A 16683-nucleotide genomic window follows, 5' to 3' on the forward strand; every position below is an offset into this window, starting at 1 on the left:
TCGGGCACGTCAGAATCGGTTGCTGTGGTTGTCGTCGCCGCCGGACCCGTCGAGTCGGTCGGGGCCGTCGGGATCACCGCCGCCGTCGAGCGCCAGGTCGAGGAGGTCCTGGAGATCCATCGTGTCGATGGACCCGGCTTCGTCGGCTGGGCTCGGGGCAGTGGCGGGGGTGTCGGGTCCGGCGAGCCGGAGCAGCGTGTCCAGCAGGCCTGCCTCGCGGATCCGGCCCAGCGGGATGGCGGCCAGCGTCCGGCGCAGCTCCGCCTCCTGCGGGTCGGTGTCCGGGGCCGGGCCGGCCGGACCGCCTGTCCCCTCGGGGAGGAGGGTGTGCAGCAGATGCCGGGTCAGCGCCTGCGGGTTGGGGTAGTCGAACACGAGGCTGGACGGCAGCCGCAGGCCACACGCAGCGCCAAGACGGTTGCGCAGGTCGACCGCGGTCAGTGAGTCGAAGCCGAGGTCCTTGAAAGCCCGTTCGGGTGCGACCGCGTCGGCGGACGCGTGACCGAGGGCGGTTGCCGCATGCTCGCGTACGAGGTCGAGGAGGGCCGCTTCCCTGTCCTCTCCGCTGAGTTGCGTCAGCCGCTGGAGTACGGCGGGAGGACTGCCGGCCGCCGGTCCTTCCCCGGCGGGGGTGTCGCCACGCAGCGCGTCCCGGACCTCGGGCAGGTCGCCGATGAGCGGACGGGGGCGTGCCGCGGCGAACACGGGCGCGAACCGGGCCCAGTCGATGTCGGCGACCGTCACCGCGGCCTCCCGGCCTGCGACGGCACGTTCCAGCGCCAGCAGATTCGTCGCCGGGGCCATGGGCGGCAGACCGCGTCGGCTCAGCTGCTCCTCCGCGTCGCCCTCGGTCGCCATGCCGCCGTCCGCCCAAGGCCCCCAAGCGATCGCCGTGGCAGCGAGACCGCGGGCCCTGCGCCGTTCGGCGAGCGCGTCGAGGAAGGCGTTGGCGGCCGCGTACGCACCCTGGCCCCCGCTGCCCCAGACACCGGCGATGGAGGAGAAGAGAATGAACGCGTCGAGGGAGTCCGGTTCGTCGAACAGCGCGTCGAGATGGACGGCCCCCGCTGTCTTCGCGGCCACGACATGGGCGAAGCCGGGGAGGTCCGTGCCCGTGCCGGGCGGCTGTGAGACACCCGCCGCGTGCACCACGGTGCGCACCGGGGTGCCATTGGCGGCCAGCCGCGCGACGAGTGCTCCGAGCGCCTCCCGGTCGGCGACGTCACAGGCGGCGAGGGTCACGTCCGCGCCGAGCGCGGAGAGTTCCGCCTCGATCTCGGCCGCGTCGGGCGCGTCCGCGCCCCGGCGGCTGACGAGGACGAGCCGTTCGGCGCCCCGCTCGGCGAGGCTGCGTGCCGTGTGACGGCCGAGTGCGCCCGTGCCGCCGGTGATGAGCACCGTGCCGCGCGGGCTCCACGCCGCGGAACGCGTGCCGTGCGAGGCGGCGCGCGCCAGGCGTCGTACGAGGGTGCCGGAGGTACGTAGTGCCAACTGGTCCTCGTCGCCCGCTCCTGCGAGCACGGCCATCAGCCGGGACAGGACGCGGTCGTCGCACACCGCCGGCAGGTCGACGAGTCCGCCCCAGTGTTCGGGGTGTTCCAGGGCGACGACCCGGCCGAGGCCCCAGATCTGCGCCTGGGCGGCGCCCCCGAGTTCGTCGGACCCGACGGCCGCTACGGCGTCCCGCGTGACGCACCACAGCGCTGCTTCGACGCCTCCGGCCGCTTCGTCGGCCGAGGTGAGCGCCGAGGTGAGCGCCGAGGTGAGCGCCAGCCCGACGGGCACGTCGGGGAATTCGGGGTGTGGCCGCTCGTCCAGCGCCAGCAGGGACAGGACACCGGCGACCGGGCCGCCGACGGCCGCCTCGTGCAGCCGCTCGTCCAGGCGGGCGCCCAGCGACACCGGATCGCTGTCGGTGACGTCGAGCTCCAACGGTACGACCCGGGCGCCGCCCTCGGCCATACGCTCGGTCAGCGAGCGGACCCACGGATCGTCCGCGTACGGCGCCGGGACGGCCACCAGCCAGGTACCGGCGGGTGTGCCCCGGTCCGCCCCGGACCACGGCTGCCATGTGATGCGGTAGAGCCGGGCGTCCGCCTGCGACTGCTCCTGCTGGTTGCGCCGCCAGACCGAGAGGGCGGGCAGCACGGCGCTGAGCGGCTTGTCCCCGTCGATCTCCGGCCCTCCGGCGAGGGAGCCCAGGTCCGCCCGCTCGACCGCGTCCCAGAACCGGGCGTCGATCTCATTGTCCGCGAGGCCGGCCGCCGAACCGCGCGCGGCGGCGGGTCCGGGCCAGTAGCGCTGGCGCTGGAAGGGGTAGGTGGGGAGGTCGACGCGCTGGGCGCCGGTGCCGGAGAAGTACGTGTCCCAGTCGACGGCGATGCCGTGGGTGTGGGCGGTCGCGAGGGCGGTGGTGATGGTCTCGGGCTCGGGGCGGCTCTTGCGGAGTACGGGGACGAAGACCGCGTCCTCGTTCGTCACACAGTCCTGGGCGAGGGCCGAGAGGACACCGTCGGGGCCGAGTTCGATGTACGTCGTGACACCCGCGGCCTCCAGGGCACGGATGCCGTCCAGGAAACGCACGGCTTCGCGAACGTGCCGTACCCAGAAGTCGGCCGAGGCCATCTCGCCCGAGACCAGGGTCCCGGTGAGGTGGGAGACGACCGGGATGCGCGGAGCCTCGAACGACAAACCCTCCGCCACAGCACGGAAGTCCTCCAACATGTCGTCCATATGCGGCGAATGGAACGCATGACTGACGGTGAGACGCTTGGACTTACGGTCCGGGAACGCGTCCACGACCGCGACCGCAGCATCCTCGTCACCCGCGACGACCACCGACCGCGGGCCGTTGACCGCGGCAATGCTCACCCGGTCGGTCAGCAGCGGCAGAACCTCATCCTCCGACGCCTCAACGGCGATCATCACGCCACCGGACGGCAGCGCCTGCATCAGACGGCCGCGGGCGGCAACCAGCGCGCACGCATCCTCCAGCGAGAACACCCCCGCCACATGCGCAGCCGCGATCTCACCAATCGAATGACCCGCCACGAAGTCCGGCCTCACACCCCACGACTCCACCAGCCGGAACAACGCCACCTCAACCGCGAACAACGCAGGCTGAGTGAAACCCGTCCGGTCCAGCACGTCCGCATCCGACCCGAACAGCACATCCCTCAACGGCACTTCAAGATCCAGCCGAGCGCACACCGCGTCCAACGCCTCCGCAAACACCGGATACGCCTCATACAGCTCCCCGCCCATCCCCAGCCGCTGACTCCCCTGCCCCGTAAACAAGAACGCCAGACCGCCACCGGAAACCGTGCCCTGCACCAGCCCCGGAGCCTGCTCCCCCACCGCCAGCGCCGCGAGTGCGCGCTTCAGGCCCTCCCGGTCGTCGGCGACGAGCGCCGCGCGGTGATCGAGATCCGCACGGCCGGTGGCCAACGAATAGGCCAGGTCGGCCACTCGGGGGCTGTCGGCGGCCTCGACCACGGACAGCAGTTGTCCGGCCTGGGCACGGAGGGCGTCCGAGCTCCTGGCCGAGAGAACGTAGGGCAGCGGCCCGGGCGTGGCGGTCACCGTCGGCGGCTGCGGCTCGGCCTCGGCTTCCGGCGCCTGCTCGATGATCGTGTGGGCGTTGGTGCCGCTGATGCCGAACGACGACACCCCCGCTCGCCAGGGCCGCTCGGTGGCGGGCCACTCGGCCGCCTGCGTCAGCAGGGCCACCTCGCCCGCCGACCAGTCCACGTGCGGCGACGGCTCATCGACATGCAGGGTTTTCGGCAGCACGCCGTGGCGCATCGCCTCAACCATTTTGATGATGCCCGCGACACCGGCGGCGGCCTGCGTGTGCCCGATGTTGGACTTGATGGAACCCAGTAGCAGCGGGCGGTCTTCCTGGCGGTCCTGGCCGTACGTGGCGAGGAGAGCCTGCGCCTCGATCGGGTCACCGAGCTTCGTGCCCGTGCCGTGGGCCTCGACCGCGTCCACGTCGGCGGCCGAGAGACCCGCGCTCGCAAGAGCCGCCCGGATCACCCGCTGCTGGGACGGGCCGTTCGGAGCCGTCAATCCGTTGCTCGCACCGTCCTGATTGACCGCCGAGCCCCGGACCAGCGCCAGGACCGGATGACCATTGCGCTGAGCGTCCGACAGACGCTCGACCAGCAGCATGCCGACGCCCTCGCCCCAGCCCGTACCGTCCGCAGCCGCCGCGAACGCCTTGCACCGGCCGTCGGGCGACAGGCCGCCCTGGTGGCTGAACTCGCTGAAGGTGCCGGGGGTCGACATCACCGTCACACCGCCGGCGAGCGCAAGCGAGCACTCGCCGTTGCGCAGTGCCTGCACCGCCCAGTGCAGGGCGACCAGCGACGACGAACAGGCCGTGTCGACCGTGACCGCCGGACCCTCCAGCCCCAGGGCGTAGGAGACACGGCCGGACATGACACTGCCCGCGTTGCCGGTCATCACATGGCCGAGGACGCCGTCCGCGCCGGACTGCTCCAGTTGTGCGTCGTAGCCGCTGTAGGCGGCGCCGACGAAGACACCGGACCGGCTGCCGCGCAGTGTGGTCGGGTCGATGCCCGCACGCTCGATCGCCTCCCAGGAGGTTTCGAGCAGCAGTCGCTGCTGGGGGTCCATGGCGAGCGCCTCGCGCGGCGAGATGCCGAAGAAGTCGGCGTCGAAGGAGTCGGCGTCGTAGAGGAAGCCGCCCTCGAAGGTTCTGCCGTCCTCGCCGGCGCACAGCTCGTCGGTGTTCCAGCCCCGGTTGCCCGGGAGCCCTGCTATCGCGTCGCCGCCGGTCTCGACGAGCCGCCACAGCTCCTCGGGGGTGCGGACACCGCCGGGGTAGCGGCAGCTCATGGCCACGATGGCGATGGGCTCGTCGTCGGCCACGGCCGTGACCGGCTCGGCCACGGCGGCGGCGGTGTCGTCGCCGATCAGCTCGGCGCGCAGCTGCCGCGCGAGCACGGTGGGCGACGGGTGGTCGAAGACGAGTGTCGTCGGCAGCCGAAGTCCGGTGGCCGCGTTGAGCCGGTTGCGCAGTTCGACAGCGGTCAGGGAGTCGAAGCCCAGATCCTTGAACGCCCGTGTGGGATCGATCTGTTCGGCCGAGGCGTGGCCGAGTACGGATGCGACCTGCGTCCGTACGAGATCGAGCAGCGCCCGGTCCTGTTCGGGACCGGTGAGGCGGGTCAGCCGGTCGGCGAGCGGGGTGCCTCCGTCGGTGCGGGTCTGCGCGGTCCGGCGGCCTGACGTGCCGAGGAGCGCCCGGAACACGGGGGCGACCGGGCCGGGGCCCGCGGCGTTGCGCAAGGCGGGGATGTTCAGGCGGGCCGGTACCAGGACCGGTCGGTCGGCAGTGAGAGCCGCGTCGAGCAGAGCCATGCCTTCGGTGGCGGAGAGCACGCCCATGCCGTGCTGCTCCATGCGCCGCAGGTGGGCCTCGTCGAGTCCGCCGGTCATCCCGCTGGCGTCGGCCCACAGGCCCCAGGCGAGTGAGGTGGCCGGGAGGCCCCGGTCGTGGCGGTGGTGTGCGAGCGCGTCCAGGAAGACGTTGGCGGCCGCGTAGTTGGCCTGTCCCGCACTGCCGAGTGTGCCGGCTATCGCCGAGAAGAGGACGAACGCGGACAGGGGCAGGTCCCGGGTCAGCTCGTGCAGGTGGAGCGCGGCGTCAGCCTTCGGGCCCAGGACCGTGTCCAGACGCTCCGGAGTGAGCGAGCCGATCACACCGTCATCGAGGACACCGGCGGTGTGGACAACCCCGGTGAGCGGATGCGCGGCCGGGATCGCGGACAGGACAGCGGCCAGGGCGTCCCGGTCGGCCGCATCGCACGCCGCCCAGGTCACGTCGGCACCCAACTCGGCGAGTTCCGCTGTGCGTTCCGCGGCGCCGGGGGCGTCGGCGCCCCGGCGGCTGAGGAGCAGCAGGTGGCGTACTCCGTGGGCGGCGACCAGGTGCCGGGCGACGATCCCGGCGAGGGTGCCGGAGCCGCCGGTGATCAGGACGGTTCCGTTCGGGTCGATGCCGGTGTCCTCGGAGCCGGAGGCCGTACGGCTCCGGTTCAACCGGGGGACGTGTACGGCTCCGTCCCGGAGCAGCAGCTCCGGCTCGCCGGAGGCGAGCGCGGCGGCGAGGAGGGTGGCTCGGACGGCGGCAGGCGCCCGGTCCCGGTCGGCCGCCACGAACTCGTCCCGGTCCCCGTCCCCGTCCCCGTCCCGGTCCAGGTCCCCGTCCAGGTCGGCTAAAACGAAACGGCCGGGGTTCTCCGTCTCTGCCGAGCGCACCAGACCCCACAGCGCGGCGTGCGCCAGGTCGTCGACGCCCTCGCCGGGCCCGGCGACCGCACTTCGGGTCATGACGACGAGACGCGAGGCCTCGAACCGCTCGTCGGCCAGCCACGACCGCACAAGTGCGAGCGCACGGTGAGTGGCCTCACGCAGGGCGTCCGAGCCGATGTCAGCGGTCTGCCGCGTGAAGGGGACGACGACGTACGACGGTACGGGAGTGCCCGCGTCGACAGCCGCGCCCAACGCGGTGAGGTCGGCGTACCCGGTGGCCGGGCCGCCGAACCCGGCGGAACCCAGTACCACCCACTCCTCGGCGGGCGCTGACGTGCCCTCGATGAGAGGAAGCCGCACCCAGTCGAGCTGGAACAGCGAGTCGTGCTGGACAACCGCTCCCCCTGGACTCCCTTGCAGGGCACCGAACTCACCCGCCACGAACGCCCGTGGGGTCAGCCCGCCCACGGTCGCCACTGGTTCACCCAGGTCGTCCGCCAGGTCCAGGGCGACAGCCCCGTCGGCGGCACGCCGTATGCGTACGCGCAGGGCACCGGCGCCCACCGCGTGCAGGGTCACGTCCGACCAGGTGCCCAGCCCGGCTCCGGTGCCCCGGTTCTCGTCCAGTGCGAAGGCCGCGTGCGCGGCGGCGTCCAGCAGCGCCGGGTGCAGGCCGAAGTCCTGCGCTTCCGGGCCGCCTTCAGGCAGGCGTACCTCGGCGAAGAGTTCGCCGTCGCGGTGCCAGACAGCCTCCACGGCGCGGAACAGTGTGCCGCGCTCGGGCCCGCGCGCTTCCTGGGCGTCGTCGGAGGCGGTGCCGTCGGACGCGGTGCCGTTGGACCCGGTGCCGTCGGATGCGTACAGGTCCGTGATGTCCACGGCCTCGGCTCCGGCGGGCGGCCACTGCGCCAGATCGAACGAAGGGGCGGGCGCCGTGGGCGCGAGGACGCCCCAGGCGTGGCGCATCCAGGGGGTGTCGGCCGGAGCGGTCTCCGGCCGGGAGGAGACGGTGAAGGGACGGCAGCCCTGCTCGTCGGGCTGCTCGACGAGCACCTGGACCCGTACGGCGCCTTCGGCGGGCAGGGCGAGCGGCACGTCGAGCATCAGCGCCTCGACGCGCTCACAGCCTGCCTGGTCACCGGCGCGCACGGCGAGCTCGACGAAGGCGGCGCCCGGCAGCACCGTGGTGCCGGACACGGTGTGGCCGGCGAGCCAGGGCTGCGTGCGGAGTGACAGCCGACCGGTGAACAGCACGCTGTCGGAGCCGGCCAGGGTGACGGCCGCCCCGAGCAACGGGTGCGCGGCCGGATCGAGGCCCGCACCGTTCACATCACCGGCTCCCGCGGCGGGCTCCAGCCAGTAGCGCTCATGCTGGAAGGGGTAGGTGGGCAGGTCGACGCGCTGGGCGCCGGTGCCGGAGAAGTACGCCTGCCAGTCGACGGCGATGCCGTGGGTGTGGGCCTGGGCGAGGGCGGTGGTGATGCTCTCCGGCTCGGGGCGGCCCTTGCGGTGTACGGGGACGAAGACCGCGTCCTCGTTCGTCACACAGTCCTGGGCGAGGGCCGAGAGGACACCGTCGGGGCCGAGTTCGATGTACGTCGTGACACCCGCGGCCTCCAGGGCACGGATGCCGTCCAGGAAACGCACGGCTTCGCGAACGTGCCGTACCCAGAAGTCGGCCGAGGCCATCTCGCCCGAGACCAGGGTCCCGGTGAGGTGGGAGACGACCGGGATGCGCGGAGCCTCGAACGACAAACCCTCCGCCACAGCACGGAAGTCGGCGAGCATGCCGTCCATATGCGGCGAATGGAACGCATGACTGACGGTGAGCTGCTTGGACTTACGGCCCTGCGCCTTGAAGCCTTCGGCGATCGCGACCGCGTCTGCCTCGTCACCGGCGATGACCACGGCCTGCGGGCCGTTGACCGCGGCAATACTCACCCGGTCGGTCAGCAGCGGAAGAACCTCATCCTCCGACGCCTGCACCGCGATCATCACGCCACCGGACGGGAGCGCCTGCATCAGACGCCCACGAGCCTCCACCAGCGCGCACGCGTCATCGAGGGAGAGCACCCCGGCCACATGGGCTGCGGCGATCTCACCGATCGAATGACCCGCCACGAAGTCCGGCCTGAGACCCCACGACTCCACCAGCCGGAACAACGCCACCTCAACCGCGAACAACGCAGGCTGAGTGAAACCCGTCCGATCCAGCGCAGCGCCATCAGACCCGAACAGCACATCCTTCAACGGCACTTCAAGATCCAGCCGAGCGCACACCGCATCCAACGCCTCCGCAAACACCGGATACGCCTCATACAGCTCACGACCCATCCCCAGCCGCTGACTCCCCTGCCCCGTAAACAAGAACGCCAGACCGCCACCGGAAACCGTGCCCTGCACCAGGCCTGCGCACTCCCCGCCTTCGGCAAGCGCGGTGAGGGCCGCGCCGAAGTCGTCCTCGGTACGGCCGAGGAGCACGGCGCGGTGCTCCAGGGCCGCCCGGGTGGTGGCAAGCGAGTAGCCGATGTCGAGGGGGCGTTCGGGGGAACTGCCCCCGCCGTGGGTGGTGAGCAGCCTGGCCGCCTGGGCGCGCAGGGCCGGGGCGCTCCTGCCCGACAGCGTCCAGGGCAGGACGGCAGGGACCAGGCCCGGTGCCGCGGGAGCCCCGGGAGCCGCTGCAGGCTCGGCATCGGGCTCGGCGTCGAACCTGGGGGCCTGCTCGATGATGGTGTGGGCGTTGGTGCCGCTCACTCCGAACGCGGAGACACCCGCGCGGCGGGGCGCGCCGGTCTCGGGCCAGGGCATCGGCTCGGTGAGCAGGGAGACCGCGCCTTCGGACCAGTCGACGTTCGGGGTCGGTTCGTCGACGTGCAGGGTCTGCGGGAGGACACCGTGGCGCATCGCCATGACCATTTTGATGATGCCAGCGACACCGGCGGCGGCCTGCGTGTGCCCGATGTTGGACTTGAGCGAGCCGAGCCACAGCGGCCGTTCGTCGGGGCGGTCCTGACCGTAGGTGGCGAGCAGGGCCTGCGCCTCGATCGGGTCACCCAGGGTCGTACCGGTACCGTGCGCCTCCACCGCGTCCACCTCGGCGGCCGACAGCCGGGCGTTCTCCAGTGCCTGGCGGATCACGCGCTGCTGGGCGGGTCCGTTGGGGGCTGTCAGGCCGTTGCTTGCACCGTCCTGGTTGACGGCGGAGCCGCGTACGACGGCGAGGACGGGGTGACCGTTGCGGCGGGCGTCGGAGAGGCGCTCCACCAGGAGGACGCCGACGCCTTCGGACCAGCCGGTGCCGTCGGCGGACGCGGCGAAGGACTTGCAGCGGCCGTCGGCGGCCAGACCGCGCTGGCGGCTGAACTCGACGAACACGTCGGGGCTGGGCATCACGCATACGCCGCCGACCAGCGCGAGCGAGCACTCGCGCTGGCGCAGCGCCTGAGTGGCGAGGTGCAGGGCGACGAGGGAGGAGGAGCAGGCCGTGTCGACGGTGGCCGCAGGTCCCTCAAGGCCGAAGACATAGCTGACCCGGCCGGACAGGACGCTGGTGGCGCCGCCGGTCAGCAGCAGACCCTCCAGTCCTTCCGGTGCCTCCTTGAGGTCAGCTCCGTAACCCATGGCGCCCGCGCCGACGTACACGCCGGTGCGGCTGCCGCGCACCGCCGAGGGGTCGATGCCCGCGCGCTCGAAGACTTCCCACGAGGTCTCCAGGAGCTGCCGCTGCTGCGGATCCATCGCGAGCGCTTCGCGCGGCGATATGCCGAAAAATCCGGGGTCGAATGCGGTGGCTTCGTCGAGGAATCCGCCGCCTGTGTTGTAGAAGGTGCCCTTGCGGTCGGGATCCGGGTCGGCGAGCGACTCGATGTCCCAGCCGCGGTCGGCGGGGAATCCGGTGATGGCGTCGCCGCCCTCGTCGACCAGGCGCCACAAATCCTCGGGGGACCGTACCCCGTTGGGGAACCGGCAACTCATCGCGACAATCGCGATCGGTTCCTGCGCGTCGGCCTCGACCTCCTGGAGGCGGCGGCGGGCCCGACGCAGCTCAGTGGTCATCCACTTCAGGTTTTCGAGAAGCTTTTCTTCGTTCGCGCTGGCCACTGGAACGTCACCCCCTGGGGAAATGCAGAATGCATGCGGACATCGGATCAGGCATCGGATCAGGCATCGGATCAGGCATCGGATCAGGCATCAGGTCGGGCATCGGAGCGGATATCGGAGCGGGCATCAGATCAGGATTTTCCGAATTCGTTGTTGATGATGTCGAAGAGGTCGTCGGCGGATGCCGATTCGATGGCGATTTCTTCGTCCTCTCCGATGACCGCTCGTTCTGCCCTGTTCCAATTCGACAGGAGCGATTCGAGCCGTGCGGTGACGCGGGCGCGTTCGGTGGTGTCCTCGGGAACCGACGAGAGGAGAAATTCCAGCTTGTCGATCTCCGCGAGTGCCGGGAGTTCGGGCGAGGTGTCCTCGCCGAGGAGTTCCGCCCGGATGTGTGCGGCCAGTGCGGCCGGGGTCGGGTAGTCGAAGACCAGGCTTGCGGGCAGCCTCAGTCCGGTGGCGGAGTTGAGGCGGTTGCGCAGTTCGACTGCGGTGAGCGAGTCGAAGCCGAGCTCCTTGAAGGCACGGGCCGCCTCGACCGTCGCCGCTTCCTCGTGTCCGAGGACGATGGCGACCTGCGCACGGACCAGGTCCAGCACGACACGCTCGGCCTCAGCCCCGCTCATCCCCCGCAACTCGGCTTCGAGACCTGCCGCTTCCTCGGCCGCGGTGACGGCCGCGTCCCGCTCGGCGGCTAGGGCATGGCGCACCTCGGGGAGATCGCTGATCAGCGGACGCGGCCGGGCTGCGGTAAAGGCCGGCACGAACAGATCCCAGTCGACATCGGCGACCGTCACCGTCGTCTCGTCCCGGTCGAGCGCCTGCTGGAGTGCGGCGAGCGACAACTCCGGTGCCATGACAGGCAGTCCGCGGCGCCGCAACTGCTCGGCGGCCTCGTCGTCGGCGACCAGGCCGCCCTCGCCCCACGGCCCCCAGGCCACGGACGTGGCCGTCAGCCCGCGGGCCCGGCGCTGCTGGGCCAGGGCGTCGAGGTGGGCGTTGGCTGCCGCGTAGGCGCCTTGGCCTCCGCTGCCCCAGACGCCTGCGATGGAGGAGAAGAGGACGAAGGCGTCCAAGTCCGTGCCGCCGAGCAACTCGTCGAGGTGCGCGGCACCCGAGACCTTGGCGGCGACGACGTCTGCGACATCGCCGGGGCCGGTCTCGGCGAGCGGCGCGAACTGCCCGGCACCCGCCGTGTGGAAGACGGCGGTGAGGCCTGGGCCGTATGTGCCGTCGGTGAGGGTGGCGAGCAGCGCGGACACGGCGGCCCGGTCGGTCACGTCGCACGCGACGGCCGTGGCCCGCGCTCCCAGCGCGGCGATCTCCGCGACCAGGGCATCGGCGCCGGATGCCTGCGGTCCTCTCCTGCTGGCCAGCACCAGGTGCTCCGCGCCGCGAGCCGCGAGCCAGCGCGCCACGTGCCCGCCGAGCGCGCCCGTGCCTCCGGTGACGAGGACGGTGCCGCGGGCCCGCCAGGCGGACACGTCCGGCGCGCGGTCGCCGCCTGCTGTGCCCTTGTCCGCGGCGGTTGTACGCGACGCGGCGTGCCCGATACGACGGGCGAGCAGCCCCGAGGAACGTACGGCGATCTGGTCCTCGTCCCCGGCACCCGCGAGCACGGCGAGCAGCCGGTCGAGAGCCCGCTCGTCCGCCGGATCGGGCAGGTCGACGAGCCCGCCCCAGCGCTCGGGGTGTTCCAGGGCGACAACCCTGCCGAGGCCCCAGACCTGCGCCTGCGCCAGGCTTCTGATCCGGTCGGATGGTGCGGTCGCCACGGCTCCCGAGGTGAGGCACCACAGCGGGGCGTCGACGCCCGCGTCACCGAGCGCCTGTACGAGGGTCCCCGTCAGGAGCAGCCCGGTGGGCACCGCCGGATGGGCCGGGTGCGGATGTTCGGCGAGAGCCAACAGGGACAGTACGCCGTCGGCCCGGTCGCCGGCGAGCGTCTCGCGCAGTCGGCCGGCCAGCGCTGCGCGGTCCAACTCGGTTGCTTCCAGGGACGCTTCGCGTACGTCGATGCCCTGTGCCGCCAGGGCGGCGGAGACCGGGGGAAGATCGGCGTGCCCGCCGGCGGGGGACACGACAAGCCAGGTCCCGGACGGCCGTGGGGCGGCGGGATCGGCCATCGGCTTCCAGGTGACCCCGTAGCGCCAGCCGTCGACGACCGACTGCTCCTTGTGCTGCCGCCGCCAGGCGGACAGCGCCGGCAGCAGGGCGCTCAGGGGCTGGTCGGCGTCGATGCCCAGGGTGGCGTTCAGCGCGGAAAGATCCGCGTTGTCGACGGCTGCCCAGAACTGTGCGTCCACGGCCCCGAGGGAGCCGGGCAGGGGCTCGGCGGCGGCTGTACCGGGGATCTCCTCCAGCCAGTAGCGCTTGCGCTGGAAGGGGTAGGTGGGGAGGTCGACGCGCTGGGCGCCGGTGCCGGAGAAGTACGCCTGCCAGTCGACGGCGATGCCGTGGGTGTGGGCGGTCGCGAGGGCGGTGGTGATGCTCTCCGGCTCGGGGCGGCCCTTGCGGAGTACGGGGACGAAGACCGCGTCCTCGTTCGTCACACAGTCCTGGGCGAGGGCCGAGAGGACACCGTCGGGGCCGAGTTCGATGTACGTCGTGACACCCGCGGCCTCCAGGGCACGGATGCCGTCCAGGAAACGGACCGCCTCACGGACATGCCGGACCCAGAAGTCGGCCGAGGCCATCTCGCCCGAGACCAGGGTCCCGGTGAGCTGGGAGACGACCGGGATGCGCGGAGCCTCGAACGACAAACCCTCCGCGACCTTACGGAAGTCGGCGAGCATGCCGTCCATATGCGGCGAATGGAACGCATGACTGACGGTGAGCTGCTTGGACTTACGGCCCTGCGCCTTGAAGCCTTCGGCGATCGCGACCGCGTCTGCCTCGTCACCGGCGATGACCACGGCCTGCGGGCCGTTGACCGCGGCAATACTCACCCGGTCGGTCAGCAGCGGAAGAACCTCATCCTCCGACGCCTCAACGGCGATCATCACCCCACCCGTCGGCAGCGCCTGAATCAACCGCCCACGAGCCCCCACCAGCGCGCACGCGTCATCGAGGGAGAGCACCCCGGCCACATGGGCTGCGGCGATCTCACCGATCGAATGACCCGCCACGAAGTCCGGCCTGAGACCCCACGACTCCACCAGCCGGAACAACGCCACCTCAACCGCGAACAACGCAGGCTGAGTGAAACCCGTCCGATCCAGCGCAGCGCCATCAGACCCGAACAGCACATCCTTCAACGGCACTTCAAGATCCAGCCGAGCGCACACCGCATCCAACGCCTCCGCAAACACCGGATACGCCTCATACAGCTCCCGCCCCATCCCCAGCCGCTGACTCCCCTGCCCCGTGAACAGGAACGCCAGCTTGCCCTCGGTCACCGTGCCCGTCACCAGACCCAGAGCCTGCTCCCCCGCCGCCAGCGCCTTGAGAGCGGCCAGGAACTCGTCCCGCTCGGTCGCCACGACGACGGCACGCTGCTCAAGAGCCGCCCTCGACGTCGCGAGGGAGTAGGCCACGTCGGCGGGCCGCAGCAGCACGTCGGAGGCCATGCGCGAACGCAGCCGCTCGGCATGGGCGCGCAGCGCCGCCTCGTTCTTCGCCGACAGCACCCACGGCATGACATCGGACTGATGTGGCGGCCCGGACGGGCTCGTTTCCTCAGCGCGCGGTGCCTGTTCCAGGACGGTGTGGGCGTTCGTACCGCTGAAGCCGAACGACGAGACGCCCGCCCGGCGCGGGCGACCGGTCTCCGGCCATTGCTGCTGCTCGGTGAGCAGGGCGATTTCCCCGGCAGACCAGTCGACATGCGGAGTCGGCTCGTCCACGTGCAGGGTCTTCGGCAGCACCCCGTGCCGCATCGCCAGCACCATCTTGATGACGCCCGCGACACCGGCCGCGGCCTGCGTGTGCCCGATGTTCGACTTGATCGAACCGAGCAGCAGCGGCTGATCCGCCGCGCGCTCACGGCCGTAGGTGGCAAGGAGCGCCTGCGCCTCGATCGGATCACCGAGCTTCGTACCGGTGCCGTGGGCCTCGACCGCGTCCACGTCGGCGGCCGACAGACCCGCGCTCGCAAGAGCCGCCCGGATCACCCGCTGCTGGGACGGCCCGTTGGGAGCGGTCAGACCGTTACTGGCACCGTCCTGGTTGATCGCAGAGCCTCGCACGATCGCGAGGACCGGGTGGCCGTTTCGCTGAGCGTCGGAAAGACGCTCGACGAGAAGCATGCCGACGCCCTCGCCCCAGCCCGTACCGTCGGCAGCCGCAGCGAACGCCTTGATACGGCCGTCCTCCGCCAGCCCACGCTGACGGCTGAAGTCGATATAGGCACCGGGCGACGACATGACGGTCACGCCACCTGCCAGGGCCAGCGAGCACTCGCCGCCGCGCAGGGCCTGTACCGCCCAGTGCAGGGCGACCAGTGAGGCGGAGCATGCGGTGTCGACCGTGACGGCCGGGCCTTCGAGCCCGAAGGCGTACGACAGTCGGCCGGAGACGACGCTCGCCGCATTGCCCGTACCGAGAAAAGCCTCGATGCCGTCCGGGACGGCCTGGAGCGTTGCTCCGTAGTCCTGGCCGTTGGTGCCGACGAAGACACCGGCCTGGCTGCCGCGCAGCGATGACGGGTCGATGCCCGCCCGCTCGAAGGCTTCCCAGGACGTTTCCAGCAGGAGCCGCTGCTGCGGGTCCATGGCGAGCGCCTCGCGCGGCGAAATACCGAAGAAGTCAGCGTCGAAGTCCGCCGCGTCGTAGAGGAACCCGCCCTCTCGGGCGTAGAAGGTGCCCTGCTTGTCGGGGTCGGGGCTGTAGAGCCGGTCCAGATCCCAGCCGCGGTCGGCCGGGAACTCACCGATGGCGTCGCCACCGGTCGACAGAAGCCGCCAGAGGTCCTCCGGATTCCGTACACCGCCGGGGAAACGGCAGCTCATCGCCACGATCGCAATCGGATCGTCGTCTACGGCCTTGGACACTGGTTCACTGACCACGGCCCGCGTACCGAGCAGCTCGCCCCGCAGATAGTCCGCCAGGGCGGCAGACGTGGGGTAGTCGAAGATCAGCGTGGCCGGCAGTCTCACACCCGTGGCGGCACCGAGCCTGTTGCGCAGCTCGACGGCCGTGAGGGAGTCGAACCCGAGCTCTTTGAAGGCCCGTTCGGCACCGACGGCGTCCGAGCCGTCGTGTCCGAGTACCGCGGCAACATGTGTACGGACCAGGCTCAGGAACTCCCGCTCCTGCTCGGTCCTGCCGAGCGCGGCCAGCCGTTCGACGAACGAACCGGCTCCCTCGGTGGGGGTTGCGTCGCCGGCACCGGAATCCGTTCCCGCGGGGCGGGCCTCGGGCACCTCGGCAAAGAGGTTGCTGGGTCGCACGACGGTCAGAGCAGGTGCGAACCGCTGCCAGTCCACGTCCACCACCATCAGCGCCGCGTCGGCGGACCCGACGCTCTGACTCAGAACGGTCAGTGCCGCGTCCGGCGACATCGGGGGCATGCCCTCGCGGCGCATCCGTGCGTCCACCGCGTCGTCGGCGGCCATACCGCCCTCGGCCCAGGGACCCCACGCAATGGACGTCGCCGCCAGACCATCGGCACAACGCTGCTCAGCCAGGGCATCCAGATAAGCATTGGCCGCCGCGTAATTGGCCTGACCAGCCGCACCCACCGTCCCGGTGACCGAGGAGAAGAGGACGAAAGCGGAGAGCTCGATACCCAACTCGGCCGTCAGCTCATGAAGGATGGCAGCGGACCTGGCCTTCGCGGACAGGACCCTGTCGATACGCTCCGGACTCAGCCCCTCCAGAACACCATCGTCCAAAACCCCGGCCGTATGCACCACAGCCGTCAACGACCCAGCCTCCGCCGACAACAACGCCCGCACCGCATCACGGTCAGCGCCATCACACGCCACCACCGAAACCTCAACACCCAGCCCCGCCAGCTCACCAACAAGATCCACCGCACCCGGAGCATCCGCACCACGACGACTCATCAGCACAAGACGCTCAGCACCCGCCCCCGCCAGCCACCGAGCCACCCGGCCACCCAACGCACCCGTACCACCCGTGACCAGAACCGACCCACCCGGCAACCACGAAACCGAGCCCCCACCACCAGAAACACCAGAAACACGAGGAGCACGAGGAGCACGGACCAGACGACGACCGAACACACCCGACGACCGAACCGCAACCTGATCCTCACCAGAACCCGCACCCGCACCCGCACCCGCGAGGACACCCACCAGACGCGACACAGCACGCTCATCCAACACCCCAGGCAGA

2 protein-coding genes are annotated in these 16683 nt (G+C 71.2%); both read right to left on the reverse strand.

The genetic code is table 11. The features are described from left to right. Positions 1 to 9 precede the first annotated feature (9 nt). Positions 10 to 10383 (reverse strand): type I polyketide synthase, encoded by a 10374-nt coding sequence (locus tag OG293_RS07555; protein WP_405997994.1) that lies wholly within the window; start codon positions 10381 to 10383, stop codon positions 10 to 12. A gap of 131 nt (positions 10384 to 10514) precedes the next feature. After that, complete coding sequence (locus tag OG293_RS07560; protein WP_405997995.1) at positions 10515 to 16673, reverse strand: type I polyketide synthase; 6159 nt, start codon at positions 16671 to 16673, stop codon at positions 10515 to 10517. Between the last annotated feature and the right edge of the window lie 10 nt (positions 16674 to 16683).

This window comes from Streptomyces sp. NBC_00829, assembly GCF_045161795.1.
Lineage (GTDB): Bacteria > Actinomycetota > Actinomycetes > Streptomycetales > Streptomycetaceae > Streptomyces.